Below are 24,631 nucleotides of genomic sequence, written 5' to 3'. Positions count from 1 at the left end.
AGACAAGCCACACCCCACCCGGGGGTTCTCCTCACATCAAGCCGACACGCCTGCTACCAACGTCCTGACCGAGTACAGCTAGCGCTAGCGCTGCGGGTGAACCACCGCCTCGGTGTGGTGTGGGTGCGAGGTAGCAGACTCCATGCCCGGCAACGCGATCCGGGGCACGTCCGGGGTGCCCAGCCGGCCGGCCAGCCACGGCAGGGCGGTGCTGAACGCCATCCCCGCGGTCGGCCAGTCGTGCTTTCCGGGGTGGGCGACCACCGCGCAGTCGATGCCGTTCGCCCGGCCCAGCGCGCACAGCGAGCCGGCGGCCGCGGCCTGGTTGCCCGGGTCGGCGGCGGCGCCGCGCCCGGCGATGGCCATGGCGGCGCTGTCGACGGTGGTGACATCGCGGCTCGGTGTCGGCGAGCCGCCCGACGAGATCGCGAACCAGCCGGACACGCCGGTGTAGCGGCCGTGGCGGTTGATCACCGTCGTCGGGTCGAACGCCGCCCACGCGTCGGCGTTGCCGCCGAACAGGCTCCCGATCGTCTGCGCCTTGGTTCCCGTGTTGGGCGTCAGGTCGCCTTCGATGTCGACGAAGGCGCTGAACAGGTTCGGGTGCATGACCGTCAGGTCCACTGCGCAGGTCCCACCCATCGACCAGCCCACCACGCCCCAGTGGGACGGGTCGGGGCTGGCCCCGAAGTTCGACACCACATAGGGCACAACGTCTTTCGTCAGGTGGTCGGCCGCGTTGCCGCGGCTGCCGTTGACGCACTCGGTGTCGTTGTCGAACGCCCCTCCCGCATCCACGAACACCAGCACCGGGGCGCTGCCGCCGTGCGCGGCCGCGAAGGCGTCGACGGTTTCCACCGCGTTGCCGGCCCGCACCCAGTCGGCGGGCGAACTGAGCATGCCGCCGATCATCATCACCGTGGGCAGCTGCGGCGGCGGGTAGCTCGCGAACCATGCCGGCGGCAGGTAGACGAGTTCCTCGCGGTGCTTGAAATGCGATGCGTCGGCGGGGATCTGCACCGGCACCAGGCTGCCGTGGGCCGGCTTGCTGCCCTTGGCCGCCATCGACACGACGGTCGCTTTGTCGGCCTGGTCGGGCAGCGGGCGGGAGGTCAGCTGGTTCCACGCGCTCTGCACGGTCTGGAAGTACCCGACCCATTGGTTGAGCACCAGCAGCGAGCACAGCAGACACAGCGGCACGGCCAGGATCGACAGTCCCCGCCGCCACCAGCGCGCGCCGCGCCAGCCCAGGATCAGCACGGCGATGGCCATGCCGATCAAAGCGATCCAAACGTACAGCGCGCGCGGCGCCGGTCCGGTGTTCAGCCCGGCGATGGACCAGTGCGTCGCGGCGGCCGTCGCGCCTCCCACGACGGCGGCCGAAGGCAGCCACAACAGGCGCCAGCGGCGCGACCGCCAGCCGATGGCCAGCGTCAGCGCGGCGGCGGTGGCCACCTCGACCGTCAGCGGCACCCAGCCGTGGATCAGCGAGATGTGGTTGCTCAGCTGCAGCTGCATTGTGATTCCTCCTCCCAGCGGCTGGCGAGTCGCGTGCTGAGAGAAGGGTCGAATGCCGGCCTCTACGAAGCCTCCAAGGATTCTTGGAGCCCGCGGACCTGCAAAACGCCGAAATATCGGGCGGCAGCGCGGGTACGCTCCTGTGTCAGGTCGATGACTGGGGTCGGAGGTCAGCGATGTCGTATGTGGTTGCAGCGCCGGACATGTTGGGAGCGGCGGCGGCGGATGTGGCGGGTATCGGTTCGTCGCTCAGCGAGGCCACCGGCGCGGCCGCGGCTGCGACCACCAGGGTGATCGCGGCCGCTGGCGATGAGGTGTCGGCGGCCGTCGCGTCGCTGTTTTCCAGTCACGGCACGGCGTTTCAGGCGCTGGGCGCCCAGGCGGCGGCGTTTCATTCCCAGTTTGTGCAGGCGCTCAACGCGGGGGCCGGGGCGTACGCGGGCGCCGAGGCCGCCGGCGCGGGGCCGTTGCGGGCCGTTGCGCAGGCGCTGCCCGTCCCTAACGCGGCCGTCTCGGTCGGTGGGTTCACGTTGCTTCGGTTAGGCAGCGCGACCGCCAGCACAGATGCTTCGACGTGGGGCATTGCGGTGGCCCTCGGCGCCGATAGCACCGCGCGGGCCGCCGGATTTTCTGACGCGTTCGCCTTCGGCGCCAACAGCCTCGCGCAGGCCAGCACGCTGAACCTCGCCACCGCCACTGGCACCAACAGCATGGCCATCGCGAACCAGGGCTACCTCAACCAGGCCAGCGCTCTCGGCACCAACAGCTCGGCGTATGCGCAGAACGGCAACCTCCAGACCGCCAACGCCCTCGGCGCCTACACCAGCGCCTACGCCCTCAACGGCAGCAATGACACTGCCCAGGCCATGGGCACGGGCAGCACCGCGATTGCCGGCGGCACCGGTTCCGTCCCCGGCTTTTTCGATACCGCAATCGCCGGTGGCACTGGCAGCACCGCCGTTGCCGGATCCAGCCCGACCTTCGTCGGCACCCTTGACTCCGCCGTCGCCATCGGCAACATGCTCGACGCGACGGCTATCGGCACCTATTTGGTCAACATCGTTTTTCAACCATGACCGGTCAGCCGGCTAGTCGATGACGGCGGCTTCCTTGCGTTCGGTGATCGGGCGGGCCAGCTCCTGCTCGTCGCAGACGCGCTGCAGTTTGTCGAGCGTCTCGTCGAGGCTCGCGCCGAGCCTCTTGCCGGGCGTGAAAGTGGCCGGCAGCTTGCGCATGCCCTGGATGACGCCGATCGTCTCGTAGTGGACGGTGCCCTCGGGGTCGCACCGGTAGTCGGGCATCCGGTCGAGAACCGCCGTGAGCATGGACTTGAACACGGTGCGCGCCACGTTTGATCCGGCGCAGCGGTGCAGCCCCAGCCCAAAGCTGAAGTGCCGGTTGCCTTTGCGGTCGAGGACGATCTCGTCCGGATCGTGGAACACCGCCGGGTCGCGGTTGGCCATGGCCCACGAAATCCACAGCCGCTCACCCTCTTTGAACTTGATGCCGTCGAGCTCGACGTCATCGGAGAAGGTCCGGCCATCGCCCGGTGCCGGGGTGAAGTAACGAAGAAACTCTTCGGTCGCGGGGTCGAGCAGCGTTTCGCGTTGCTTGCTGAGCAGCTCCCGCTTGTCGGGGTTCTCCGAAAGCCATTCCAGCGAATGGGCGGTCAGCGCCGTGGTGGTGTCGAACCCGCCGCCGATGATCAGCCCGAGATTGCCGATGATTTCCAGATCGGGCGCGGGCTCCCCGTCGATCCGCATTTCGAGCAGGGCATTGACCAGGCCGGGCCGCGGATTGTTGCGGATCTCGATCATGTTGTTGATCAGGTCGATCCCCATCTGCCGGTGCATCTCGGTGACCCGTTGGATGTCCGGGGAGTGCTCCGGGGTGTACACCGCGGCATGTGTTGGCTCGCTGTACATCTGCCAGTTCTTCAGCGGGATGCCCATCATCGCCAGCGTCAGCACCGCCGGCACGATGTTCGCGAGGTCGTCGACGAAGTCGATGCGGCCTTCCTCGATCTTCTCGTCGAGGCAGGCGCGCGTCACGTCGTCGATGAACGGCTCCCAGCGCTTGACCGCGGCGGGCGAAAGGTAGGGGTTGAGCACGGAGCGGTAGGTCTTGTGCTCGGGGTTGTCCATCTCCAGGATGCCGCCCCGGATGCCGTTGATGCGGCTGGCGGTCGGGATCGAAATGCCTTTGTAGCCGCGGCGCTCGTTGTTGACGTCGTGATCGTTGGAGACCGCCGGGCAGCGGGCGAGCTCGAAGACCTCGTGGCTGCCGGCCGCCACCCAGTGGCCGCCGTAGGTGTCACTCCAGGCCATCGGGCACCGGGCGTGCATCTCCTCGGTGATGTCCTTGAACCGCGAGCGATACTCCGCGGAGTGCCGATCGAAGTGATACCGGTACCGCTGACGGTCGCTGTCGCTGACTTGGTCATCAACGCTGTCGTCGACACTCAAGGCACTGTCTCCCTTTACGTTTCATCCGTGATGATGATGGCCTGCTCCGGACAGGAGTGGGCGGCCTCGCGGACCTGGTCCTCCTTGTCGGCCGGCACCACCTCGTCGACCGCCGACGAACTGCCGTCGATGTCGCTGAGCTGGAAGGAATCCGGAGCGATCATCGAGCAGAGGGTGTGGCCCTGGCAGCGTTCCGGATCAACCCAGACCTTCACGGTGTCTCCTTCGAAATCTTCTGTGGCTCAGTTGTCGTGGTCGTACCACTTGAGGTAGCCGCCGGCGTCGACGCGCAGCTGCACGCCGGTCACGTACCTGGCCTCCTCGGAGGCCAACCACAAGACGGCATTACTGATGTCCTCGGGTTCGACGTAGGGGATCTTCATCGCCTGCTGCACGCCGAAAACCGGCTCGGCGTCGGCCCGCGTCGGGTGTTCGAGGTCCGGCCGGAACGAGCGGTACATCGGCTCGCTTTGCAGCATCGGGGTGTTCGTGTTGGTCGGATGGATGACGTTGGCCCGAATTCCCAAGGGCGCGAGTTCGGTTGCCAGGTCGTGGACGTAATGCGACAGCGCCCGCTTCGAGTGGATGTAGGCCATCCCGCCCGGGTCGTTGCCGGGGTTGTCCTTCTTGGCGGTGTCCATCAGGGCGGCGGTGGATCCGGTGGCGATGATCGAGGCGCCGGCGCGCAGGTGCGGCAGCGCGACCTGAATCGCGTTGATGGTGCCGATCAGATTGGTGTTGATGACGTCGCACCACGCCTGCAGCGGCGGCGCGCCCTTCATGCCGGCGACGCCGGCTTGGGCGACGACGATGTCCAGCCCGCCCAACTGGCCGACCCCATCCTCCAGCGCGGCCCGAAGTTGCGCGGCATCGCGCACGTCGGCCCGGGCGATCACGGCGGCTTGGCCGGTTTTCTCGATGAGCCGGGCGGTTTCGTCGAGGTCCTCCGGCGCGGCCATCGGATAACCGATGGTCTCGATGTCACGGCACAGGTCGACGGCGATGATGTCCGCGCCTTCCTCGGCGAGGCGCACGGCGTGGCTACGCCCCTGACCGCGCGCCGCGCCGGTGACGAAGGCGACCTTGCCCTTGACGCGCCCCGGTGCGCCCTCTGCCACTGTCTCTCCTCTGCCGTCGATGCTCAGGTGTTGCGGCCGCCGTTGACGCCCAATATTTGACCGGTGATGTAGCCGGCCTCCTCGGAGATCAGGAAGGCACACGCCGCCGCGATGTCTTCCGGCTTGCCCATCCGGCGCACCGGGGTCCGGGCGATGGTCTCCTCGACGTTGCCGAGGAACCCGTTTTGTTCGGCGGTGCGCAACATCGGGGTGTCGATGAATCCCGGCGGCACGGCGTTGACGGTGATGCCGTTGGGCCCGTATTCGAGCGCGAGCGACTTGGTCAGGCCGTTGACCGCGGACTTGGCCGCCACGTAGTGGCTCATGTAGGGAGCGCCCGAATGCGTGCTCGACGACGAGATGTTGACGATCCGCCCCCATCCGGCCTCGACCATGTCGGGCAGCACCGCCTGAATCGTGTGGAAGACGCCGTTGAGGTTGACGTCGATCACCCGCTGCCAGTCCTCGAAGGTGATGTTGGCGAAGCGTTTGAAGCCGTCCAGGCCCGCCGCGTTGACCAGAACGGTCACCGGCCCGAGTTGGGCGCGGATCGCGGCCAGCGCGGCATCCACCTGCGAGCGATCGGTGACGTCGGCGGTGAAAGCCAACTCGGTTTCCGACGGTTTGAGGTCGATCGTGGCGACGTCAAGACCGTCGGCGCGCAGCCGTTGCGCGACCGCTTGACCGATGCCGGACCCGCCACCGGTGACAACGGCGGTCTTCACGTTCCCGACACCAAGCTAGCCCCGACTCCGTATGCGGCCGTTTCAGTCACAAAGAATCTCCCTTGCAATTATGAGAACCTTACTCTCGCCGCGGAGCGCCATGCAACACAGGTCTAAAACCACATTCGGCCTGCAGCGAGAGGGCGCCCACCTCGACACCTGAGCAATAACGCCGCTGGTTGGCGGCCCCGTGCCGTTCCTGAGAGTTTCTTGAATTATCGAGACCCGAATGTAAGATTCGCCGGAGACGAGAATCAAATTATCGTGACCGTCACCACACAGACCCGAAGCAGAGGGAAGTAGGGATGCCAGTGCAGGACACGGCTGACACCGCCTTGGGGACCACCTCAGTGACCATCGCGGACGCCGCGCCCGAGTCACCGGTCGACCGCCGGCTGCTGATCGACGGCCGGCTCGTGACCACCCACCAGAGCTTCCCCTCGATCAACCCCGCCACCGGCGCCGTCGTCGGGCACGCTCCCGACGCCGGCGTCGAGCAGGCCGAAGCGGCCATCGCCGCGGCCCGCCGTGCCTTCGACACCACGAGCTGGTCGACCGACGTCGCGCTGCGGGCGCGCTGCCTCGACCAGTTGCACCGGGCGCTAGTCGACCATGCCGAGGAGCTTCGCGAGTTGACCATTGCCGAGGTCGGCGCCACCCGTGCGCTCACCCAGGGCGCTCAACTCGACGACCCGATCAAGATCGTGCGTTTCTACGCCGACCTGCTCCCCGCGTATCAGTTCTCGGAAGACCTCGGCGAGGTCGAGTCGCGGGGGATGCGCCATCACCGTTGGGTGGAGAAGGAAGCCGCCGGGGTGGTGGGCGCGATCATCGCCTACAACTATCCGAACCAGCTCGCGCTGGCCAAGCTGGCCCCGGCGCTGGCCGCCGGCTGCACCGTGGTGCTCAAGGGCGCGCCGGACACCCCGCTCGTCACGCTGGCCCTCGGCGAGTTGATCGCCAACCACACTGATATCCCACCGGGCGTGGTGAACGTGCTCACCTCGTCGGACGCCGCCGTCGGGGCCGCGCTGACCACGAGCCCCGATGTCGACGTGGTCACCTTCACGGGGTCGACGGCGGTCGGCCGCCGGATCATGGCCGCCGCCAGCGAGACGGTGAAACGCGTCTTCCTGGAGTTGGGCGGCAAGTCGGCCGTGATCATGCTCGACGACGCCGACTTCGCCGGCGCCGCGATGTTCGCGGCCTTCAGCATGGTGACCCACGCCGGCCAGGGCTGCGCGCTGACGTCGCGGCTGCTGGTGCCCAGGTCGCACCACGACGAGATCGTGGAGCTGATCGCGCAGAACTTCGCCAAGGTGCGCCACGGGGACCCGGCTGATCCGAAGACGTTCATGGGGCCGCTGATCAACGAGCGTCAGCGCGACAAGGTCGACGGCATGGTGCAGCGCGCCGTCGCCGCCGGGGCGACCCTGGTCACCGGCGGCGAGCGGTTGGATCCCGGCTACTTCTATGCGCCCACGTTGCTCACCAACGTCGATCCCGACAGCGAGATCGCCCAGGAGGAGGTCTTCGGGCCGGTGCTGGTCGTCATCGCATTCGACGACGACGACGACGCGGTCCGCATCGCCAACAACTCCATCTACGGGCTGGCCGGCGCGGTGTTCAGCCGCGACCAGGACCGCGCGCTGGCGGTCGCGCGCCGGATCCGGGCCGGATCGTTTTCCGTCAATGGCGGCAACTACTTCGGGGCCGACAGCCCGTTCGGGGGCTTCAAGCAGTCCGGCATCGGCCGCGAAATGGGCGTCGCCGGGCTCGAAGAATTCCTGGAGCGGAAGACGATCGCCGTGCCGGCCGTGGGGGCTTCGGCATGAGGCCGCTGGAGGGCATCCGGGTCCTGGAGGTCGCCATGTACGGCTTCGTCCCGTCGGCGGGCGCGGTGCTGGCCGAGTGGGGAGCCGACGTGGTCAAGGTCGAGCACGCCGTGACCGGCGACCCGCAGCGCGGGCTCCGGCAGACCGGCATGCTACGCGTCGAAGGCGACCCGAACCCCAACATCGAGCACGCCAATCGGGGCAAGCGCAGCATCGGGCTGGACATGTCGGTGCCCGAGGGCAAGGAGGTGCTCTACGAGCTGGCCCGGCGGTCCGACGTTTTCCTCACGAGCTTCCTTCCCGCTCACCGGAAGAAGTTCGGCATCGACGTCGACGACATTCGTACGGTCAACCCGAACATCGTCTACGCCCGCGGCAGCGCGCTCGGCCCCCGCGGCGCCGAGTCGGAGAAGGGCGGCTACGACATGACCGCGTTCTGGTGCCGGGCCGGCACCGCCGCGACCATCACCCCGGCCGGCATGCCCGGCATGATCGCGCCGCCCGGACCGGCCTACGGCGACACCATCTCCGGGACCAACCTCGCCGGCGGCATCGCGGCGGCGTTGCTCAAGCGCGAACGCACCGGTGAACCGTCGGTCGTCGATGTGTCGCTACTGGGCAGCGGCCTGTGGTCGATGGGTCATACGGTCGCGCTGACAAAGCATCTGGGCCAGCGGATGGAGGCGCCGCCGCCGGGTGTGCACGGCGCGCCGAACAATCCGTTGGTGGGCCTCTACACCACCTCCGACGGCCGCTACATCTCCTTCGTGATGATGCAGCCCACCAAGTTCTGGGCGGACGTGTGCCGGCACGTCGACCTGCCCGAGCTGGCCGACGATCCCCGCTTCGCCACCGTCGAGACCATCGCCGCGAACACCGCGGACGCGGTCGAGATCTTGACCAAGGCGATCGCCACCCGCACCCTTGCCGAGTGGAGCGAACGCTTCGCCACGCTGGCGGGGCCGTGGGCGCCCGTGCAGGACACGTTGCAGGCGGTCGACGACGCGCAGATCCGCGCCAATGAATACCTGGTTCACGCGGGCGAACTCGACCTGGTCGCCAACCCGGTCCAGTTCGATGTCGCGGCGCCGCACACCGGGCCGGCGCCCGGATTCGCCGAGCAGACCGACGAGATCCTGATGGAGATCGGGCTCGATTGGGACCGCATCATCGAACTCAAGACGGCCGGCGCGGTCACTTGAGTGCGACAGGGACCGGAGCTGTGTCAAATGTCAAAGCCGAATGGCGCTTTGCGCCCGATGGGCTGTCCGATAACGGTTTTAAACTTTTCGTTCCCCCGGGCCGCGGCATGAGTCATAATCGCCGGACGCTTCAAGACATGGGGCCCCTGGTTTTGGAGCGCCAACTCACGCGGCGACACGGAGGTCTGGTGTGAGGGTGGTAGCGGTGTCCATGCCGGAGGTGAACGCCGGAATGTGGCTGCCCGCTTCGCATCTCTTCGTCAGCGGCGGTGGTTCGCAGCCGCCGGTTGAGCTGAATTTACAGCAGTCGACGACGAGGAACAAGACTACCCGTCTCGAAAAGTGGGAAGGGCTGCGGTTCGATGGCGATTAAGCGAGCCGGCCCCGAGCGGTGGACCGGCGGCATCTCACTTGGCCGGGGCTCCAAGCCCATGGAGGCGGTCGGGGGACTGTTCGCGATGTCGGCGGACGCCATCAAGTTCGCGTTCCGCCGGCCCTGGCAGTGGCGTGAGTTCCTGGAGCAGTCGTGGTTCATCGCGCGCGTCGCGCTGGCGCCCACGCTGCTGGTGGCCATCCCGTTCACCGTCCTGGTCAGCTTCACGCTCAACATCCTGTTGCGCGAACTGGGCGCCGCGGATTTGTCCGGGGCCGGCGCCGCTTTCGGAGCGGTGACCCAGGTCGGCCCGCTCGTGACCGTGCTGATCGTCGCGGGCGCCGGTTCCACCGCCATGTGCGCGGACCTTGGCTCGCGGACCATCCGCGAGGAGATCGACGCCATGGAGGTGCTGGGCATCAACCCGGTGCAGCGCCTGGTGACCCCGCGCATGCTGGCCGCCGGCCTGGTAGCCCTGCTGCTCAACAGCCTGGTCGTCATCATCGGCATCGTGGGCGGCTACGTCTTCTCGGTGTTCGTCCAAGACGTCAACCCCGGTGCTTTCGCCGCGGGCATCACGCTGTTGACCGGCGTGCCCGAGGTGATCATTTCGTGCGTCAAGGCAGCGCTTTTCGGCCTGATCGCCGGATTGGTCGCGTGCTATCGGGGGCTCACGGTGTCCGGCGGCGCCAAGGCCGTCGGCAACGCCGTCAACGAGACGGTGGTGTACGCGTTCATGTCGCTGTTCGTCGTGAACGTGGTTGTCACCGCGATCGGCATCCGAATGTCAACCAAGGGCCACTGAGGAGGTGTAGGGACAGACCGTGATCACGCTACGCGCCACCTATCCGCGCCTGACGCGACAGCTCGACAAGCCGGTCGCGACCCTGAGCCGAATCGGCGATCACACGCTGTTCTACGGCCAGGCACTGGCGGGGGTTCCTTTCGCCGTCCGCCACTACCGGCGGGAGGTCATCCGGCTCATCGCCGAAATCAGCATGGGCGCGGGGACTTTGGCCATGATCGGCGGCACGCTGGTCATCGTCGGTTTTCTGACGCTGGCCGCGGGCGGCACCCTGGCGGTCCAGGGCTACAGCTCGCTGGGCAACATCGGCATCGAGGCGCTGACCGGGTTCCTGGCGGCCTTCATCAACGTGCGCATCGCCGCGCCCATCGTCGCGGGCATCGGTTTGGCGGCCACCTTCGGCGCCGGCGTGACCGCGCAGCTGGGCGCCATGCGCATCAACGAAGAGATCGACGCGCTGGAATCGATGGCCATCCGGCCGATTTCGTATCTGGTCAGCACCAGGATCGCGGCCGGGATGATCGCGATCACGCCGCTGTATTCCATCGCCGTCATCCTGTCGTTCTTCGCCAGCCAATTCACCACGGTGGTTCTGTTCGGCCAATCGAGCGGCCTGTATCAGCACTACTTCTCGACGTTCCTCAACCCGATCGACTTGTTGTGGTCGTTTTTGCAGGCCGTCCTGATGGCGATCACGATCTTGTTGATCCACACGTATTTCGGTTACTTTGCCTCGGGCGGACCGGCCGGTGTCGGCGTCGCCACCGGTAACGCGGTGCGGACCTCGTTGATCGTGGTCGTGTCGGTGACGCTGCTCGTCTCGCTGTCCATCTACGGCACCAACGGCAACTTCAACCTGTCGGGCTAGGGAAGGTGGTGAAAGGACAGTGACGCGCAACCTCGGGCCGGGACCGATCCATCGTTCCGAAACCACCAGTGCCGCACGGCCGGTGGCCGCGTCACCCGGCCGTCACTTCGGCGTGCAGTCCTACGCGCGGCCCCTGGCCGGGCTGGTGACCATCGTCCTGATCGGCCTGATCTTCGCCCTCGCGGTAGGCCTCTTCCAGGGGTCCTTCACGACGAGCGTGCCCGTCACCGTCGTCTCGCCGCGCGCCGGTCTGGTGATGAACCCGGACGCCAAGGTGAAGATGCGCGGCGTCGAGGTGGGCAAGGTCGCCTCGATAGACACGCGGCCCAACGGCGAAGCTGTCCTGCACCTGGCGATGCAACCGTCGCAGATGCACCTCATCCCGGCCAACGTGCTGGTCGACATCGCATCGACGACGGTGTTCGGCGCCAAGTTCGTTGAGCTGGTACCACCCGCCGAGCCGTCGTCGCAGCCGCTGCGCGCGGGTCAGGTGCTCGAGGGCAAACACGTCACCGTCGAAATCAACACGGTGTTCCAGCAATTGACTTCGCTGTTGGCCAAGATCGATCCCGCCAAACTCAACGAAACCCTCGGCGCGATCGCTTCGGCGGTGAACGGCCGGGGCCACAAGATCGGGCAGATGCTGCACGACCTCGACGCGTTCCTGGCCACCCAGGAGCCGAGCCTGCCGGCGCTGAGCCGCGACCTCGAAGTGCTGCCCGCGGTGAGCAACGCCTACGCCGACGCGGCGCCGAATCTCCTCGCGACGGCGGACAATTCGATCAAGATCAGCAAGTCGATCGTCGACGAGCAAGGAAATCTGGATGCGTTCCTGATCAGCTCGATCGGCCTGGCGAACATGGGCAACGACGTGGTGGGCAACAACCGCCAAGGGCTGACCGACACGCTGCACCTGCTGGCCCCGACCACCGATCTGCTCAACGAGTACCACCAGGCGCTGTACTGCGGCTTGTCGGGGTCGCTGGTGAACCTGCACGCGCCGGACCTGCCCGAACCGATGGTCAAGGTGACCGTCTATCTCGGCTTCGGCGCCGAGCGGTACCGCTACCCGAGCAACCTGCCCAAGGTGGCCGCGTCCGGTGGTCCGCAGTGCCACAGCCTTCCCGTGGTGAAATTCGACGAAGCGCCGCCCTTCGTGGTGGCCGACGTCGGCTCGAATCCCATGGCGTACAACAACCAGCAGTTGCTGCTCAACTCCGACGCCCTCAAGCAGCTGCTGTACGGGCCGATCGACGGGCCGCCGCGCAACACCATGCAGATTGGGCAACCCGGATGAGCGGCTCACGCGCGATGATCGTCAAGTTCGGGATCTTTGCCACCGTGATGGTTCTGTTGACGGTGTTCCTGTTCTTCATTTTCGGCCAGTACACCACCGGTTCGACGAACGGGTATTCGGCCGTCTTCTCCGATGTGTCGCGGTTGAAGACCGGCGAGACGGTGCGGGTCGCCGGGGTGCGGGTGGGCACGGTTAACGGCGTGTCGTTGCGACCGGACAAGAAGGTCGTGGTGACGTTCGACGCCAACCGCAGCGTGGTGCTCACAACCGGCACCCGGGCGGTCATCCGCTACCTGAACCTGGTCGGTGACCGCTACCTCGAGCTGGTCGACGGCCCCGGGTCCACGAAGGTGCTGCCGGCCGGTGCGCAGATCCCGATCGACCGGACGGCGCCCGCCCTCGACCTCGATCTGCTGCTGGGTGGATTGAAACCGGTTACGCAGGGCCTCAATCCGCAAGACGTCAACGCGCTGAGCGCAGCACTCATTCAGGTTTTCCAGGGCGAGGGCGGAACCCTGCAGTCGCTGCTGACCAAGACGACGTCGTTTTCCAACGCGTTGGCTGACAACAACCAAACGATTCAGGAATTGATCGACAACCTGAACACCGTGGTGGGCACCGTCGACAAGGAGGGCAACAAGTTCTCCGGCGCCATCGACCGTCTGGAGAAGTTGATCAGCGGACTCTCGCAGGACCGCGACACCATCGGAACCGCCATCACGGCGCTGGACAAGGGCACCGCCTCGATCGCGGATCTGCTCGGCCGCGCCCGCTCGCCGTTGGCAGGCACCGTGGACCAGTTGAGCCGGCTCGCCCCGTTGCTGGACCAGGACAAGAACCTTCTCGACGTGTCGCTGCAGAAGTTGCCCAACGACTACCGCAAGCTGACGAGGCTCGGTGCGTACGGCGCCTGGTTCCCCTACTACCTGTGCGGACTGGCCCTGCGCGTGTCCGACTTGCAGTACCGGACAGTGGAAGTCGGCATCAAGCACCAGATCACCGGCAGGTGCGCGGAGCCGAAGGATGGCGAATGAATAAGTACCGCGGAGCAGCCCTGATCAAGGCCGGGTTCATCGGCGCCGTCCTCATCGCTCTGATCATCGCCGTCGGGCTGAACCCCGACCAACTGGTGCAGCGTGCGACCACGGTCCGCTACCAGGCTGTGTTCTCCGATGCCGGCGGCCTGGCAACCGGCAATGACGTGACGGTATCGGGAATCAAGGTCGGCAGCGTGACGGGGATGTCGCTGCAGCATGGCGACGTTTTGGTGACGTTCACCGCCAAGGGCAACATCTTGCTCGGGTCGGCGACTACCGCGCACATCCGAACCGGTTCGCTGTTGGGGCAGCGGATACTCACCGTCGATTCGGCGGGCAGCGGCACGCTGCATCCGATGTCTGTCATCCCGGCGTCCCGCACCTCGTCGCCCTACTCGTTGTCCGAGGCCGTCGAAAACTTGTCTTCTGACATCCAGGGCACCGACACGGCATCACTGAACCAGTCGCTGGACACGCTGTCGGCGACGCTGAATCAGGTTGCGCCACAATTGGGGCCCGCGTTCGACGGGATCACCCGGCTTTCGCAGACGCTGAACGCCCGCAACCAGACACTCGGCCAGCTGCTCAAGGGTGCCGCCGATGTGACCGGCATCCTTTCGCAACGCAGCCAGCAACTCAACACGCTGATCCTCAACGCCAACGACCTACTGTCCATGTTGGTGACTCGCCGGCAGGCGATCGTACGGCTCCTTGCCAGCACCTCCGCGGTGTCCAAGCAGCTGACCGGCATCGTGCACGACAACGAGGCGAAACTGGCGCCGGCGCTGGAGAAGATCAACTCGGTGACGGCGATGCTGGAAAAGAACCGCGACAACATCGCGAAAGCGTTGCCGGGGCTGGCGAAGTACGAGCTGACGCAGGGTGAAACCGTTTCCAGCGGGTTCTACTACAACCCGTTCATTCCGAACCTCTTCCAGTTGGAATTCTTCCAGTGGTTGTTCGACTACGCGTTCGGCTTCCGCGCCTACGGCGCGCCGGGTCAACCGCCGGACACCGCCGGGCCGCGGGCGTTCTTCCCATGGCCGTTCAACATGGACCCGGGAGGCCGCCCATGACGGGGCTCAGGGCGATTCCGCGCAACAAGCTCAAGGTCGGACTGGCCATCGTCTTGGCCGGGCTCCTCGTCGTGGGCGCGGGAATCGCGATCCGCAACACCTTCTTTCGCCCGACGACGATCACCGCGTACTTCCCGACCGCCACTGCCATCTATCCCGGCGACGACGTGCGGGTGTCCGGCATGAAGGTGGGCACCATCGCGTCCATCCAACCGCAGGGCACCCAGGCGAAATTGGTGATGCACGTTGACCGCAACGTGCCCATCCCCGCCGATGCGAAAGCGGTGATCGTCGCCCAGAACCTGGTGGCGGCCCGCTATGTCCAGCTCACCCCGGCCTACCGGTCCAGCGGTCCCACCATGCGCGATGGCGCGGTGATACCGGTCGACCGGACGGCGGTGCCCGTCGAATGGGATCAGGTCAAGGACCAATTAATGCGTCTGGCAACCGAATTGGGTCCCAACAGCAAGGTGTCGACCACGTCGGTGGGGCGATTCATCGACAGCGCCGCCAACGCGCTGGGCGACGGCAACGGTGAGAAGCTGCGGCAGACGCTGGCTCAACTATCCGGGTTCGGGCGGATCCTCGCCAACGGCAGCGGCAACATCGTCGACATCATCAAGAATTTGCAGAACTTCATCGGGGCGTTGCGCGACAGCAACGTTCAGATCGTGCAGTTCGACAACCGGCTGGCCACGCTCACCAGCGTGCTCGACGACAACAAATCCGATCTCGACGCGGCGGTGACGGACCTGTCCAGCGCGGTCGGCGAGGTGCAGCGGTTCATCGAGGGTAGCCGCGAGCAGACCTCGGAGCAGGTCGCGCGGCTGGCCGACCTGACGCAGATACTCGTGGACAACCAGATGGCGTTGAAAAACGTTCTGCACGTGGCGCCCAACGCGCTGGCGAACGCCTACAACGACTACGACCCCGACGTCGGGAACATCCGCGGCGGCGTGGGACTCCAGAACTTCAGCAACCCGACGTTCGCCTACTGCTCGAACATCGGGGCCATCGAGAACGCCACCGCGGTCGAGACGGGCAAGCTGTGCGGCCTGTACCTGAGCACCGCGTTGAAGGTGTTCAACCCGTTGATGTTCTTCAACTTCAACTATCTGCCGATTCCGGTCAACCCCATCCTGTCGCCGGCGTTCGACCCGAAGAACGTCATCTACGCCGAGCAGCGGCTGGCGCCCGGCGGTGAGGGCCCACGGCCGTCGCCGCCGGAGCTGCCGCCGGCGGTGTCCGCCTACACGGGTCTGCCGGGTGATCCCGTCGGGCCGCCGGGATCGGTGCCGCTGGGCCGGATACCGGGCGCGGCGATGCCGGAACCCCCACCGGCCGAACCACACCCGGGCGCGCCGCCGCCGCCCGCGCCGCCACCGGCCGCACCGTCACCGGCCGAACCGCCGTCGCCCGTCGCACCGCCGCCGCCGGAGCCGGCCAACGTGTCGGACATGCTGCTCCCGGGCGGAGGTCCGCAGCCATGAGCATCCGAGTCGGCGCACGCCGCATGCTCGGCATCGCCGCGTGCGTCATGCTGATCACCAGCGGTTGCGCGTTCAACGGGCTGAATTCGCTGCCCCTGCCGGGGGCGGTGGGACGGGGGCCGGGCGCCAACGTCTACCACGTCGAGGTCGCCAATGTCGGCACGCTGGAAGCGAATTCGCCGGTGATGATCGACGACGTGATCGTCGGCAGCATCAGCGACATCACGGTGCGCGGGTGGCACGCCGACGTGAAAATCTCGGTAAAGCCCGGGACGGTGATCCCGGCCAACGCGGTGGCCCGCGTCGGCCAGACCAGCCTGCTGGGATCGATGCACCTGGAACTGAATCCGCCGCTCGGTGAACCGGGCGTCGGGCGGCTGCAACCGGGCGCCACGATCCCGCTGAACCGGTCGTCGACCTATCCGTCGACCGAACAGACCCTGTCGTCGCTGTCGGTGATCCTCAACGCCGGCGGGCTGGGGCAGATCGGTGACGTCATCCACAACTTCAACGCCGCCCTGTCCGGGCACGCCGGTGACGTTCGCGATCTGCTTGAACGCCTCGACAGATTCGTCGGCACACTCGACCAGCAGCGCGACAACCTCGTCGCGTCGCTACAAGCGCTGAACCGCCTTTCCGGCACCTTCGCCGCCCAGCGCGACGTGATCACCCAGGCGCTGTACAAGATTCCGCCGGCGTTGGAAGTGCTCGTCAAGGAGCGGCCGCGGTTGACGGCGGCTCTGGACAAACTCGGCACATTCAGCAACACCGCCACCAAGCTCGTCAACGATGCGGGCGATGACTTGGTCAGGAACCTGAAGAATCTCGGACCGGCGCTCGGCGCGCTCGCCGACATCGGACCGGACCTCGACGCCGCCCTGACGTACGCGCCGACGTTCCCGTTCACCCAGAGCATCGTCGACCGGTACATCCGGGGCGACTACATGAACGGGTATTTCATCATCGACCTGACGAACGCCGGGCTGCGCAAGAGCATCCTGCGGGGCACCCACTGGGAGCGGATCGGCGCGGAAGGCGTTCCGGCACCCGGGGATCCGGAGTACCTGCAATTCCGATACGGCGCGCCACCCGGAGCGCCCGGGGCGCTCAGCAAGCCCGGACCGGTCGGGGAACCGGCGCCGTTCGGGCCGCGGCCACCCTGGCAACCCGGTGTGCCACCGCCGTACGTGCCGCCCGCGTCGGTCAACCCACAGTCGGGGGATGCGCCGCCACCCGCGGCGCCGCCGCCGGTGTCGCCGTTGGTCGCGGGCCTGACCATGCTCGGCCCAGATGCGCAGAAACCGTCGGCACCGGTGCCCGCTGACGCGACATCGCCGGCGGACGGGGGCGCGCCGGTGCCGGGCGCTACTCCGGCGCCGGACCAGCCGACGGGCGGGGGGCGGTAGATGCTAACCCGTTTTGTGCGAATCCAATTGGCGATCTTCACGATCGTGGGGATCGTCGGCGTGGTCGTCATGGTGTTGTGGTACATCCAGGCGCCCACGCTGCTCGGTATCGGCAAGATGACGGTCACGCTGAAACTGCCTGCCACCGGTGGGCTGTACCGCTTCAGCAACGTCACCTATCGCGGAGTGCAGATCGGCAAGGTGACCTCGGTGGGGCTGACGCCGACCGGCGCGCAAGCCACTCTGTCCCTTGATACTTCGCCGAAGATCCCCGCCGACCTGACGGCGCACGTGCTCAGCATCTCCGCCGTGGGTGAGTACTACGTCGATCTGCGGCCGCGAACCGACTCGGCGCCCTATTTGCGCGACGGCTCGGTCATCGCCGTCAATGACACGACGATCCCGCAGCCGATCGGCCCCGTGCTCGATCAGACCAGCGCCTTGGTCAACAGCATTCCCAAGGACAAGCTCAGCACCCTGCTGGACGAGTCTTTTCAGGCATTCAACGGCGCCGGTTACGATTTCGGCTCGCTGTTCGATTCGTCGGCGCGGGTCTCGGGTGATCTGAACAGCGTCGCCGACCGCGCGCGGAACCTGACCGAGGACACCGGGCCCTTCCTCGACGCGCAGGCCCAGACCGCCGACTCGATCCGCACGTATGCGCGCAGCCTCGCCGGCGTCACCGGGACGCTGGCCAAGGTCGACCCGCAATTCCGCACGCTGCTGCAAAGGGGTCCTGGGGCCTTCGACGAGGCGTCGCGGCTGCTCGATCAGATCAAACCGACGCTGCCCGTGCTGCTCGCCAACCTCACCACGATCGGCCAGATCGGCGTGACCTACCATGCTTCGCTCGAGCAGGTCCTGGTGTTGCTGCCGCCGTTCACCGCCGCGATTCAGTCGTTCCTCGGCACCAAGGCCCCGGACGGGTTGGCCAAGGGCGCCTTCAACCTCATCGTCAGCGACCCGCCCGCGTGCACCGTGGGCTTTTTGCCACCGAGTCAATGGCGGTCCCCGGCGGACACCCGCGTCGTTGACACGCCGGACGGGCTCTACTGCAAACTTCCGCAGGATTCCCCCATCGGGGTGCGTGGCGCCCGCAACTACCCGTGCATGGGACAGCCCGGAAAACGGGCGCCGACCGTCGAAATCTGCGAGAGCGACAAGCCATTCCAACCGCTGGCGATGCGGCAGCATGTCTTCGGCACCTATCCGCTGGACCCCAACCTCATCGCCCAGGGCATCCCGCCGGATGACCGCATGAACTTCAACCGCGAACGAATCTTCGGGCCGGTGGAGGGAACGCCGCTGCCGCCGGGAGCCGTGCCGCGGGGGACGCCCCCGTCGGGGCCGCCGCCCTTACCGGCGCCGCTCAACCCGGCGACGATGGGCGAGGTGTCGCCCATCGCGCCGATCGACGAACCGTCGCCCCAGCCGGGATCCCTTGCGCACGCGACGGTCAGCGACCCGTCCGGCCCGTCGCCGGCCGCTCCTTCCGCGGCCCCCAGCGCGTTCGGACGCGACGCTAACCAGCCTGGTCCGTCGGTATCGACGGCCCAGTACGACCCGCACACCGGGACCTACGTCGCGCCGGACGGCCAGGTGTATCGCCAGTCAGATCTCGTGCCGGCGAAGGCGCCGAAGACGTGGAAGGACATGTTCGCAATCTGAAACCCGGCCGTTGAGTTAAGCCTCTGGCCGGCAAGGCTTTTGGGCGGTGGCCCGCCGCGTCAGCCGATCTTGTCCAGCCGGAAAGGCTGGTCGATGTAGAGCGGGAGGTTGGTGCCGCACGCGCCGGGTTTGCCGGTGGTGTGTTCCCTTCCGGCAAAGACCGACGACCCGAGCACCTTTTCACCGGTCTCCGGGTTGGCGGGGTAGAAATGGATCACTTCGTGGCCGGTGTATGAAGGGCCGCCGTCGGGACACGTTGTCCAGTTGGGGATGTCGCGACTCACGAACCAGGTGCTGCCGTCGTGCATGTTGATCGGGGCGGTCCAGCCCCCGTCGCTGACCACCTGACCCGAGCAGTCCGTTGCGGTGACGCACGAAGTGGTGATCGTCCAGGTTTCCCGCACCATCGGCTCCTGGTGATACACGTCGTTGGTCCTGGCCCACTCACCGACCCACGTGGCGGTGAATGTCCCGTTGATCGAGGCATCGTAGGCCCATGCCGCCGGAGCCACGCTCCCACCGCCGATTACGCCGGCGACCGCCAGCGCCACGCTTGCCGTCGCATTCATTAAACGCATCGCGTGCTCCTTGACGCGCAAATACCGCCAGTCTGCAGTGCAGTTGAATTCACAGGCTAACACCGCTTTCGCATATCACGGTCTGGTTTCAATCAACGCTTAGGTTGAGGCTCAATGGCCTCGAGTTTCTCGATAAGCCAGGAACCATTGACCTTGGTCATCTCCACGCGGACACTGCTCGACGTCACAATCGGTTGTGGTTTTTCCTTGCTCGCGGTCTTCTGCTTGAGGAAAACGAGCACGACGGCCGAATTGGGATGCATCTCCGACACGGCGGCCTTGACCACGCTCGCGGTCGTCGTGACTTGGCCGCGCTGCGCCGCGGGCCCCACGATCTGGTCGGCAAAACGCTGGTAGTAGGCCAGATAGTCCTCGGTCACGCGGGATTTGGCGTTGGTCAAATCCCGGTCAAGGGTTTCGGGCGAATACGACAGCAGGGCCACCGCGCCATCGCTGGCCGCCTTGATGACTTGATGCGCCGCGGCATTGTCGGTTTGCATATCCGGGCGATAAACCAAATAGAAATAGCCGACGGCGTACCCGGTGGTGGCGACCAGCACAAGTGTCAGCAGGATAGGGCGCCACCGCGCCAGGAGACGACGCGCCGAGCGCCGGATTGCGCCGATTCGCCGATCCGGCTCCTGCGGTGATGCGTCGTCGGCCGTCACGGGACGAACTCGACTCTCGCGATCTTGAGCTGCCCGGCGTCCCGTTGGACGGCGACCACCGCCCGCAAGGACCGCGACTCCGGCTTATCCTCACCCGGCTTGGTCAGCTCGGATTTCGCCGCGACCAGGACAAGCGCCGAATCCTTGGTCATGGATTGCACGGCAACGGCTTTCACGGTCGCCTTGGTGCTGATTTTCGATTGCTCAACCGCCTTGACAAGGTCCTCGGCGCCCATCAAAAAGCCGATCTTGAAGACGCCGGTGGTGTCGTCGGCGAAGCGTTGCAGGTCTTGTCGTGCCTTGGCGGGATCGATCGACATCATCATCACAATCCCGTCGCGCGCCGCGGCCGCGAACTCCGCTTCGCGCTGCCGCTGCGCTACCGCGTCGCGGTGATGCCACATCAGGTATCCGCTGGCCGTCAACGAGGAGCAAATGATCGCGATGCCGGCGGCGATGGCCAGGGCTTTCCGGCCCGGGCGACGCGGCCGCCACCGCCGCCGCGGCGCGGGATCGGATTCTGCCTCCGGCGCGTTGGCGCCGACCACGTCGGGTTCGTCGCCCGGCGTTTCTGCTTGTTGCCGCAGTCGTACCGCACGGGCCCGAGCGGCCGCGGCGCGGGCTTCAGCTAGAGCCAGCTCATCGGCTTCGGCGACCGAGGTGGATGCTGCCGACCGCGGGCTGTCGGCGTCGGTCGCCTCAGCGGGAAGCTTGCGCAGCGGCATGACTCACCTCCCCGTCCGCGCTATCAGGAGAGCCACATTATCACTGCCAGGGACCCCCGCCGTCGCCGATGGCCGCGGCTTTAAATGCCGATCCTCTCCGAGCCGGAGAATTCTATTCCCTGAGGTAGCGAAGTAACTTAAAGTAGTTCCGTGCGATTCATCGTGGCAGCTGTCGCCGTATTCCTGGGCCTCAGTCTGTTGGCGGCGCCACAGGCCGCCGCCGGACCGGTGAATTGCGATTACCCCGATTGCACGCCGGGCATCATGCCGCACCAAGTGCTCGGTGCGCCGTGCGACAACACCACGTACTACGTCTTCGGGACGGCCGACTACTACGTGTCCTTCGCGACGCAGCCGGGACGCCTGATGTTCTGCGGCTCGCCGAGGAGATATCAGCCGCGATGGTTCCGGTCGCCCCCGATGGCCGGTGTCAAGGAAGAGAATTCGTCCTGCAGCGACTACCCGGAGTACTACGTCGCACAGGCGCCCGACGGCCTCTTCCTGGTCTGCAATGCGCATGACGGCGTACAAAACTGGGAGCGCGGCGACACGTAGCATCGGGGCCGAATTACGGCCCTAGGAACGGTCTTTCGGGCTGATTTTGGTAGGGGCTGGGTCCGTAGTAGTCGTTGGCGTGGATCGTGCCGTCCACGTCGCGATGGTGCGCGTCGTGACACGTGGTCGGGTCCCACTGCGGCCCCCACGCCGGGTCAAACGGCTGGCCCGGGCACCAGTGGTATCCCACGAACGGAAAGGGAGGATCGTCGGCGCGAGCGCCCGCCGCGGTGCCCATGCTCACCAGTCCCAAGCCGGTGCCGGCCATAACCGCTGCGGCAGCGAAACGCGCGACTTTGCTCATGGGAGAACCGTACCCGAGCGCGCCGGCTCCGGACCAGGAAAATTGGGGGAACCGGGCGTCACTCGGGCGCACCGATCAGCCGGCGGGTGATGCGCCCCACCTGGGCGCGCAGGGTGTCGTCGTCGATGTCTGCCACCAGGGGGGACACCACCCCGACCGCGACGGCGCCCGACAGCATCGCCGCGGCGACCCGCGCGTCCTCGGCGGCGTCGTCGAGCAGCACGCCGTAGAGCCGCTGGATGAATTGCTGGAACGGTTCGTGCTCGCCCAGCAACCGCACGATCACGGGATCGAATTGCAGGGTGCTTGCGGCGCCGCGCCGTTCGACGGCCACGTCGATGACCCGATCGAGCAGCACCTCGCGCGCCCTGCTCCGGTGGTCGTCTGCCTCCGCGGCCTCCAGCGCCTCCTCGAGACCCCCGAGTTCGCGCTCGGTGAGCGCGATGACGATCTGTTCCTTGGTCTTGAACTGGTGGTAGACGGCGGCTTTGGTGACCCCGATGGCATCGGCGATCATCTGCAGCGAGGTTCCACCGACGCCGTGCTCGGCGATCAGCTGCAGCGCGGCGTCGAGGATGCGCGTCTGCGCGGGGCTGCGCCTGATGAAGCGAAACCGGCTGCGGGTCTGCGGGGAAACCACACCGGAAGCGTAGCCGATCGGCTATTGACCGCGGATAGCCGATCGGCTAGTTTCGCTGACGAGCCGCCTGCGGCCAACCGATCTCGCGCGCTGGAAGGAGTCACCGATGACCGACATCGGCGCCGACCACAGTCCCGGCCCTCCGCGAAAGGCGTTGCGGCGCACCGATGGCGAGTTGATCCTGTTGTGGACTCTGCCCGCGACGGTGCTGATCTGGATCGGTGCGTTCCTGCTGTTCCCGGGCTTCTCGCCGCCGATGTCGCCCACGATGTCGGCGGAGCAGGTCGCCGCGTTCTACCGCGACCCGGCCCACCTCCCGCAGATCCGCTACAGCATGATCGTGTTCAACTGGTTCGGGGTGTGCCTCGTGCCGATCCTGGCCCTGATCGTCCTGCAGATCCGCAGGATGGCGCACCGGACGCCGATCTTCTCCTACGCGATGCTGGGCTGCGTGGCCGGCGGGCCGACCCTCTTCCTTGTCGCGAACGTCTGCTGGCTGCTGGCCGCCTTCCGGACCGAGCGCAGCCCTGAGCTGACGCAGCTGCTCAACGACTTCGCCTGGATCACCTTCACCATTCTGGTGCCCTTCCTGATCGGGCAGAGCGTGATCCTTGCCCTCGCAATCTATTTCGATGATCAGCCGCGCCCGGTCTTCAAGCGTTGGGTGGCCCACTTCAACCTTCTCGTGGCGGCCGCACTGGTGCCCGCGGCATTCGTGGGCGTGGCCCTGACGGGCCCGCTGGCCTGGGACGGCCTGCTGTCCTTCTGGGTGAAGAACGTCGCCATCGCCGTGTGGATCGTGGTGATGGGAGTCGCTCTGGGGCAGGCCGTTTATCGGGAGCGTGCCGAATACCGCCGGGGCGGCGAAGAACTCGTCGTCGCATGAGCGCGGTGATGACGACTCCGCCGGCGTCCTCGGCCACGCCGCCTTCGGGCCCGCTGCACCGCCGCATCGGTTGGCACCTGATGCACGGCCCCAAGCGCGAGCTCTGGCTTGCCTGGGCGGTACTCGTCGTCTTCTACAACCTGTTCTTCCCTGTGTTCTTCATCGTCGCGCAAGTCCAGCCGCCGCCGCAGCCGACCTGGGACCTCGCGACGCAGGTGCACTGGTTTCACGAACGCCACCTGGGGATACCGGTTGGCTTCGGCGTCATCTTCGCGGTCAGCGGCATGATCGCGATCAACAACGCCCTCATCGCGTATTCGATGCGGCGAATGTCGGTCAGCCCGGCGTTCGCGTATTCGTATCTGATCATCTACTCGCTCAGCGCGGTTCCGGGCATGCTGCTGCTCAACATTGCGCTGATCGTGGGCACGCTGCGACCCGAGCGAGACCCCGAAGCGATCGGTTGGCTCTACGACTTTGCCTTCTTGTCCTTCGACGGAACCATGGGGGTTTTCCTGATCGGCTCGCTGATCTGGATGGCCGCGATCCTGCTCGACAGGAATCGCGTCTTCCCCAAGTGGTTCGGCTATCTCAACCTGTGCAATGCGCTCACCGAGGTCGTCGTTGCGCCGTGCTGGATCTTCCGGCGCGGGGTGCTGGCATGGAACGGCCAGATCGCCTGGTGGCTGGACATGGTCGTATTCGGCGTCTACCAAGTCACTTTCATCGTCATGCTGTTTCGCATGATCCGGCGCGAGGACTTCGGCACCGGGCCGCTGCCGGAGCCCGCCAGAACGGTGGTCGCGCGATGACCGAGGTGGCCGACAAGAACACGCGCGCCAGGTTCGTGCCGGGCCAGCCCGACATGTGGGCCTTCGTCCTGTTCGAAACGCTCGTCTTCACAGGGTATTTCGGCTTCTATTTGTTCTACCGGAGCCGAAGCCCGGGACTCTTCCTGCACTCTCAGGCGCAGCTCGACCTGCGCATCGGGGTGGTCAACACGTTGGTGTTGTTGCTGAGCTCCTGGTCGGTGGCGCGGTGCGTTCAGTCGGCCAGGGCCGGCGCCTACCGCGCGGCGCTGCGCGACGTCATTCTCACGGCCGCGTTCGCCGCCGTGTTCCTGTGCGTCAAGGTGTTCGAGTGGGCCCGGTTGGTCCGCGCGGGAAACGGCTTCGACAGCAACGACTTCTTCACCTACTACTTCTTCCTGACCGGGATCCACTTCGTGCACTTGCTGATCGGCTTCGTGGTGCTCGGTGTCGTCGTCTACCAACTTCGCGGCCCCGCCCGGCGATCCCAGGAAATCATTGAAACGTGTGCCACCTACTGGCACACCGTCGATTTCCTGTGGGTGCTTATCTTCGCGCTGCTGTACGTGGTGAGGTGAGAAGG

At 66.5% G+C, this 24,631-nt stretch carries 26 protein-coding genes; 16 read left to right on the top strand and 10 right to left on the bottom strand.

The annotated features are described in order from the left end of the window. Positions 1–84: 84 nt before the first annotated feature. Positions 85–1,518 carry an alpha/beta hydrolase gene (locus tag AWB89_RS00540; protein ID WP_085171119.1) on the bottom strand — a complete coding sequence of 478 codons (1,434 nt, stop codon included), beginning with the start codon at positions 1,516–1,518 and terminating at the stop codon, positions 85–87. Between the two features lie 83 nt (positions 1,519–1,601). Between AWB89_RS00540 and AWB89_RS28205 the strand changes: the two genes are divergently transcribed. Then, a complete protein-coding gene (locus AWB89_RS28205; RefSeq protein ID WP_276073351.1) occupies positions 1,602–2,594 on the top strand; it encodes a PE family protein in 993 nt (330 codons plus the stop codon). A gap of 12 nt (positions 2,595–2,606) precedes the next feature. Here the strand turns inward: AWB89_RS28205 and AWB89_RS00530 are convergent, their stop codons facing one another. Genes AWB89_RS00530 through AWB89_RS00515 form a run of 4 tightly spaced genes read right to left on the bottom strand, consistent with a single transcriptional unit; the run spans position 2,607 to position 5,826 of the window. Next, positions 2,607–3,983, bottom strand: coding sequence for a cytochrome P450 (locus AWB89_RS00530; RefSeq protein ID WP_085093273.1), 1,377 nt, complete (start codon positions 3,981–3,983; stop codon positions 2,607–2,609). Positions 3,984–3,997: 14 nt separating this feature from the next. Further along, complete coding sequence (locus AWB89_RS00525; RefSeq protein WP_085093275.1) at positions 3,998–4,198, bottom strand: ferredoxin; 201 nt, start codon at positions 4,196–4,198, stop codon at positions 3,998–4,000. A gap of 27 nt (positions 4,199–4,225) precedes the next feature. Then, on the bottom strand, positions 4,226–5,101 hold the full coding sequence (locus AWB89_RS00520) for a mycofactocin-coupled SDR family oxidoreductase (RefSeq protein WP_085093277.1): 876 nt from the start codon (positions 5,099–5,101) through the stop codon (positions 4,226–4,228). 23 nt (positions 5,102–5,124) lie between these two features. Further along, a complete protein-coding gene (locus AWB89_RS00515; protein WP_085171117.1) occupies positions 5,125–5,826 on the bottom strand; it encodes an SDR family NAD(P)-dependent oxidoreductase in 702 nt (233 codons plus the stop codon). A gap of 305 nt (positions 5,827–6,131) precedes the next feature. Here AWB89_RS00515 and AWB89_RS00510 point away from each other — a divergent pair, with 305 nt between their 5' ends. The 11 genes from AWB89_RS00510 to AWB89_RS00465 all read left to right on the top strand — a co-directional run bounded on the left by AWB89_RS00510 (position 6,132) and on the right by AWB89_RS00465 (position 18,883). Further along, on the top strand, positions 6,132–7,661 hold the full coding sequence (locus AWB89_RS00510; protein ID WP_085171116.1) for an aldehyde dehydrogenase family protein: 1,530 nt from the start codon (positions 6,132–6,134) through the stop codon (positions 7,659–7,661). Further along, positions 7,658–8,863, top strand: a complete 1,206-nt coding sequence (locus tag AWB89_RS00505) for a CaiB/BaiF CoA transferase family protein (RefSeq protein ID WP_085171115.1) — start codon at positions 7,658–7,660, stop codon at positions 8,861–8,863. Before AWB89_RS00510 ends, AWB89_RS00505 begins: the two co-directional genes overlap by 4 nt. A 205-nt stretch (positions 8,864–9,068) precedes the next feature. After that, the gene (locus tag AWB89_RS27220) at positions 9,069–9,236 is read left to right on the top strand and encodes a hypothetical protein (protein WP_158089791.1); all 168 of its coding nucleotides are present in this window, start codon (positions 9,069–9,071) and stop codon (positions 9,234–9,236) included. Continuing rightward, positions 9,226–10,041, top strand: coding sequence for an MlaE family ABC transporter permease (locus AWB89_RS00500; protein ID WP_085093285.1), 816 nt, complete (start codon positions 9,226–9,228; stop codon positions 10,039–10,041). The genes AWB89_RS27220 and AWB89_RS00500 overlap by 11 nt, the downstream gene beginning before the upstream one ends. A gap of 22 nt (positions 10,042–10,063) precedes the next feature. Then, positions 10,064–10,909 (top strand): MlaE family ABC transporter permease, encoded by an 846-nt coding sequence (locus tag AWB89_RS00495; protein ID WP_066916066.1) that lies wholly within the window; start codon positions 10,064–10,066, stop codon positions 10,907–10,909. Between the two features lie 19 nt (positions 10,910–10,928). Next, positions 10,929–12,206 (top strand): MCE family protein, encoded by a 1,278-nt coding sequence (locus tag AWB89_RS00490; protein ID WP_085093287.1) that lies wholly within the window; start codon positions 10,929–10,931, stop codon positions 12,204–12,206. Beyond that, positions 12,203–13,240, top strand: a complete 1,038-nt coding sequence (locus AWB89_RS00485) for an MCE family protein (RefSeq protein ID WP_085093289.1) — start codon at positions 12,203–12,205, stop codon at positions 13,238–13,240. The genes AWB89_RS00490 and AWB89_RS00485 overlap by 4 nt, the downstream gene beginning before the upstream one ends. After that, positions 13,237–14,319 carry an MCE family protein gene (locus AWB89_RS00480; protein WP_085093291.1) on the top strand — a complete coding sequence of 361 codons (1,083 nt, stop codon included), beginning with the start codon at positions 13,237–13,239 and terminating at the stop codon, positions 14,317–14,319. The genes AWB89_RS00485 and AWB89_RS00480 overlap by 4 nt, the downstream gene beginning before the upstream one ends. Beyond that, positions 14,316–15,809 (top strand): MCE family protein, encoded by a 1,494-nt coding sequence (locus AWB89_RS00475; protein WP_085171114.1) that lies wholly within the window; start codon positions 14,316–14,318, stop codon positions 15,807–15,809. The genes AWB89_RS00480 and AWB89_RS00475 overlap by 4 nt, the downstream gene beginning before the upstream one ends. Beyond that, positions 15,806–17,215 carry an MCE family protein gene (locus tag AWB89_RS00470; RefSeq protein ID WP_085093295.1) on the top strand — a complete coding sequence of 470 codons (1,410 nt, stop codon included), beginning with the start codon at positions 15,806–15,808 and terminating at the stop codon, positions 17,213–17,215. Before AWB89_RS00475 ends, AWB89_RS00470 begins: the two co-directional genes overlap by 4 nt. Continuing rightward, on the top strand, positions 17,216–18,883 hold the full coding sequence (locus tag AWB89_RS00465) for an MCE family protein (RefSeq protein WP_085093297.1): 1,668 nt from the start codon (positions 17,216–17,218) through the stop codon (positions 18,881–18,883). A 59-nt stretch (positions 18,884–18,942) separates the two neighbouring features. Here AWB89_RS00465 and AWB89_RS00460 read toward each other — a convergent pair whose 3' ends face one another. From AWB89_RS00460 to AWB89_RS00450, 3 genes are all read right to left on the bottom strand, one after another. After that, a complete protein-coding gene (locus AWB89_RS00460; RefSeq protein WP_085093476.1) occupies positions 18,943–19,461 on the bottom strand; it encodes an Rv2253/PknI dimerization domain-containing protein in 519 nt (172 codons plus the stop codon). Between the two features lie 92 nt (positions 19,462–19,553). Beyond that, a complete protein-coding gene (locus AWB89_RS00455; protein WP_085093299.1) occupies positions 19,554–20,129 on the bottom strand; it encodes a twin-arginine translocation pathway signal in 576 nt (191 codons plus the stop codon). Further along, positions 20,126–20,854 carry a hypothetical protein gene (locus AWB89_RS00450; protein ID WP_085093301.1) on the bottom strand — a complete coding sequence of 243 codons (729 nt, stop codon included), beginning with the start codon at positions 20,852–20,854 and terminating at the stop codon, positions 20,126–20,128. Before AWB89_RS00450 ends, AWB89_RS00455 begins: the two co-directional genes overlap by 4 nt. Before the next feature lie 150 nt (positions 20,855–21,004). On the opposite strand from AWB89_RS00450, the gene AWB89_RS00445 reads away from it, so the two are divergent. Next, positions 21,005–21,409, top strand: coding sequence for a hypothetical protein (locus AWB89_RS00445; protein ID WP_085093303.1), 405 nt, complete (start codon positions 21,005–21,007; stop codon positions 21,407–21,409). Between the two features lie 13 nt (positions 21,410–21,422). Here AWB89_RS00445 and AWB89_RS00440 read toward each other — a convergent pair whose 3' ends face one another. Together AWB89_RS00440 and AWB89_RS00435 are read right to left on the bottom strand one after the other, a co-directional pair. Continuing rightward, the gene (locus AWB89_RS00440; RefSeq protein ID WP_241519245.1) at positions 21,423–21,647 is read right to left on the bottom strand and encodes an Mtp family mycobacterial-type pilin; all 225 of its coding nucleotides are present in this window, start codon (positions 21,645–21,647) and stop codon (positions 21,423–21,425) included. A gap of 124 nt (positions 21,648–21,771) precedes the next feature. Next, positions 21,772–22,353 carry a TetR/AcrR family transcriptional regulator gene (locus AWB89_RS00435; RefSeq protein WP_085093307.1) on the bottom strand — a complete coding sequence of 194 codons (582 nt, stop codon included), beginning with the start codon at positions 22,351–22,353 and terminating at the stop codon, positions 21,772–21,774. Between the two features lie 106 nt (positions 22,354–22,459). Here AWB89_RS00435 and AWB89_RS00430 point away from each other — a divergent pair, with 106 nt between their 5' ends. The 3 genes from AWB89_RS00430 to AWB89_RS00420 are packed head-to-tail and all read left to right on the top strand — an operon-like array spanning position 22,460 to position 24,626. Beyond that, complete coding sequence (locus tag AWB89_RS00430) at positions 22,460–23,239, top strand: hypothetical protein (RefSeq protein ID WP_085171113.1); 780 nt, start codon at positions 22,460–22,462, stop codon at positions 23,237–23,239. After that, positions 23,236–24,051, top strand: coding sequence for a hypothetical protein (locus tag AWB89_RS00425; RefSeq protein WP_085171112.1), 816 nt, complete (start codon positions 23,236–23,238; stop codon positions 24,049–24,051). The genes AWB89_RS00430 and AWB89_RS00425 overlap by 4 nt, the downstream gene beginning before the upstream one ends. Beyond that, entirely contained in the window at positions 24,048–24,626 is a 579-nt protein-coding gene (locus AWB89_RS00420) for a cytochrome c oxidase subunit 3 family protein (protein WP_085171111.1), read from the top strand. The genes AWB89_RS00425 and AWB89_RS00420 overlap by 4 nt, the downstream gene beginning before the upstream one ends. Positions 24,627–24,631: the final 5 nt, after the last annotated feature.

This window comes from Mycobacterium paraense (genome assembly GCF_002101815.1).
Taxonomy (GTDB): domain Bacteria; phylum Actinomycetota; class Actinomycetes; order Mycobacteriales; family Mycobacteriaceae; genus Mycobacterium; species Mycobacterium paraense.
Note: the sequence above shows the minus strand (reverse complement) of the source record. Positions and strands in the feature narration are given on the sequence as shown.

Coding starts and splice junctions, on each gene's coding strand:
- AWB89_RS00540 (WP_085171119.1), bottom strand. CDS start 1,518: ATGCAGCTGCAGCTGAGCAACCACATCTCGCTGATCCACGGCTGGGTG.
- AWB89_RS00510 (WP_085171116.1), top strand. CDS start 6,132: ATGCCAGTGCAGGACACGGCTGACACCGCCTTGGGGACCACCTCAGTG.
- AWB89_RS00505 (WP_085171115.1), top strand. CDS start 7,658: ATGAGGCCGCTGGAGGGCATCCGGGTCCTGGAGGTCGCCATGTACGGC.
- AWB89_RS00500 (WP_085093285.1), top strand. CDS start 9,226: ATGGCGATTAAGCGAGCCGGCCCCGAGCGGTGGACCGGCGGCATCTCA.
- AWB89_RS00485 (WP_085093289.1), top strand. CDS start 12,203: ATGAGCGGCTCACGCGCGATGATCGTCAAGTTCGGGATCTTTGCCACC.
- AWB89_RS00480 (WP_085093291.1), top strand. CDS start 13,237: ATGAATAAGTACCGCGGAGCAGCCCTGATCAAGGCCGGGTTCATCGGC.
- AWB89_RS00475 (WP_085171114.1), top strand. CDS start 14,316: ATGACGGGGCTCAGGGCGATTCCGCGCAACAAGCTCAAGGTCGGACTG.
- AWB89_RS00470 (WP_085093295.1), top strand. CDS start 15,806: ATGAGCATCCGAGTCGGCGCACGCCGCATGCTCGGCATCGCCGCGTGC.
- AWB89_RS00465 (WP_085093297.1), top strand. CDS start 17,216: ATGCTAACCCGTTTTGTGCGAATCCAATTGGCGATCTTCACGATCGTG.
- AWB89_RS00460 (WP_085093476.1), bottom strand. CDS start 19,461: ATGCGTTTAATGAATGCGACGGCAAGCGTGGCGCTGGCGGTCGCCGGC.
- AWB89_RS00450 (WP_085093301.1), bottom strand. CDS start 20,854: ATGCCGCTGCGCAAGCTTCCCGCTGAGGCGACCGACGCCGACAGCCCG.
- AWB89_RS00440 (WP_241519245.1), bottom strand. CDS start 21,647: ATGGGCACCGCGGCGGGCGCTCGCGCCGACGATCCTCCCTTTCCGTTC.
- AWB89_RS00430 (WP_085171113.1), top strand. CDS start 22,460: ATGACCGACATCGGCGCCGACCACAGTCCCGGCCCTCCGCGAAAGGCG.
- AWB89_RS00425 (WP_085171112.1), top strand. CDS start 23,236: ATGAGCGCGGTGATGACGACTCCGCCGGCGTCCTCGGCCACGCCGCCT.
- AWB89_RS00420 (WP_085171111.1), top strand. CDS start 24,048: ATGACCGAGGTGGCCGACAAGAACACGCGCGCCAGGTTCGTGCCGGGC.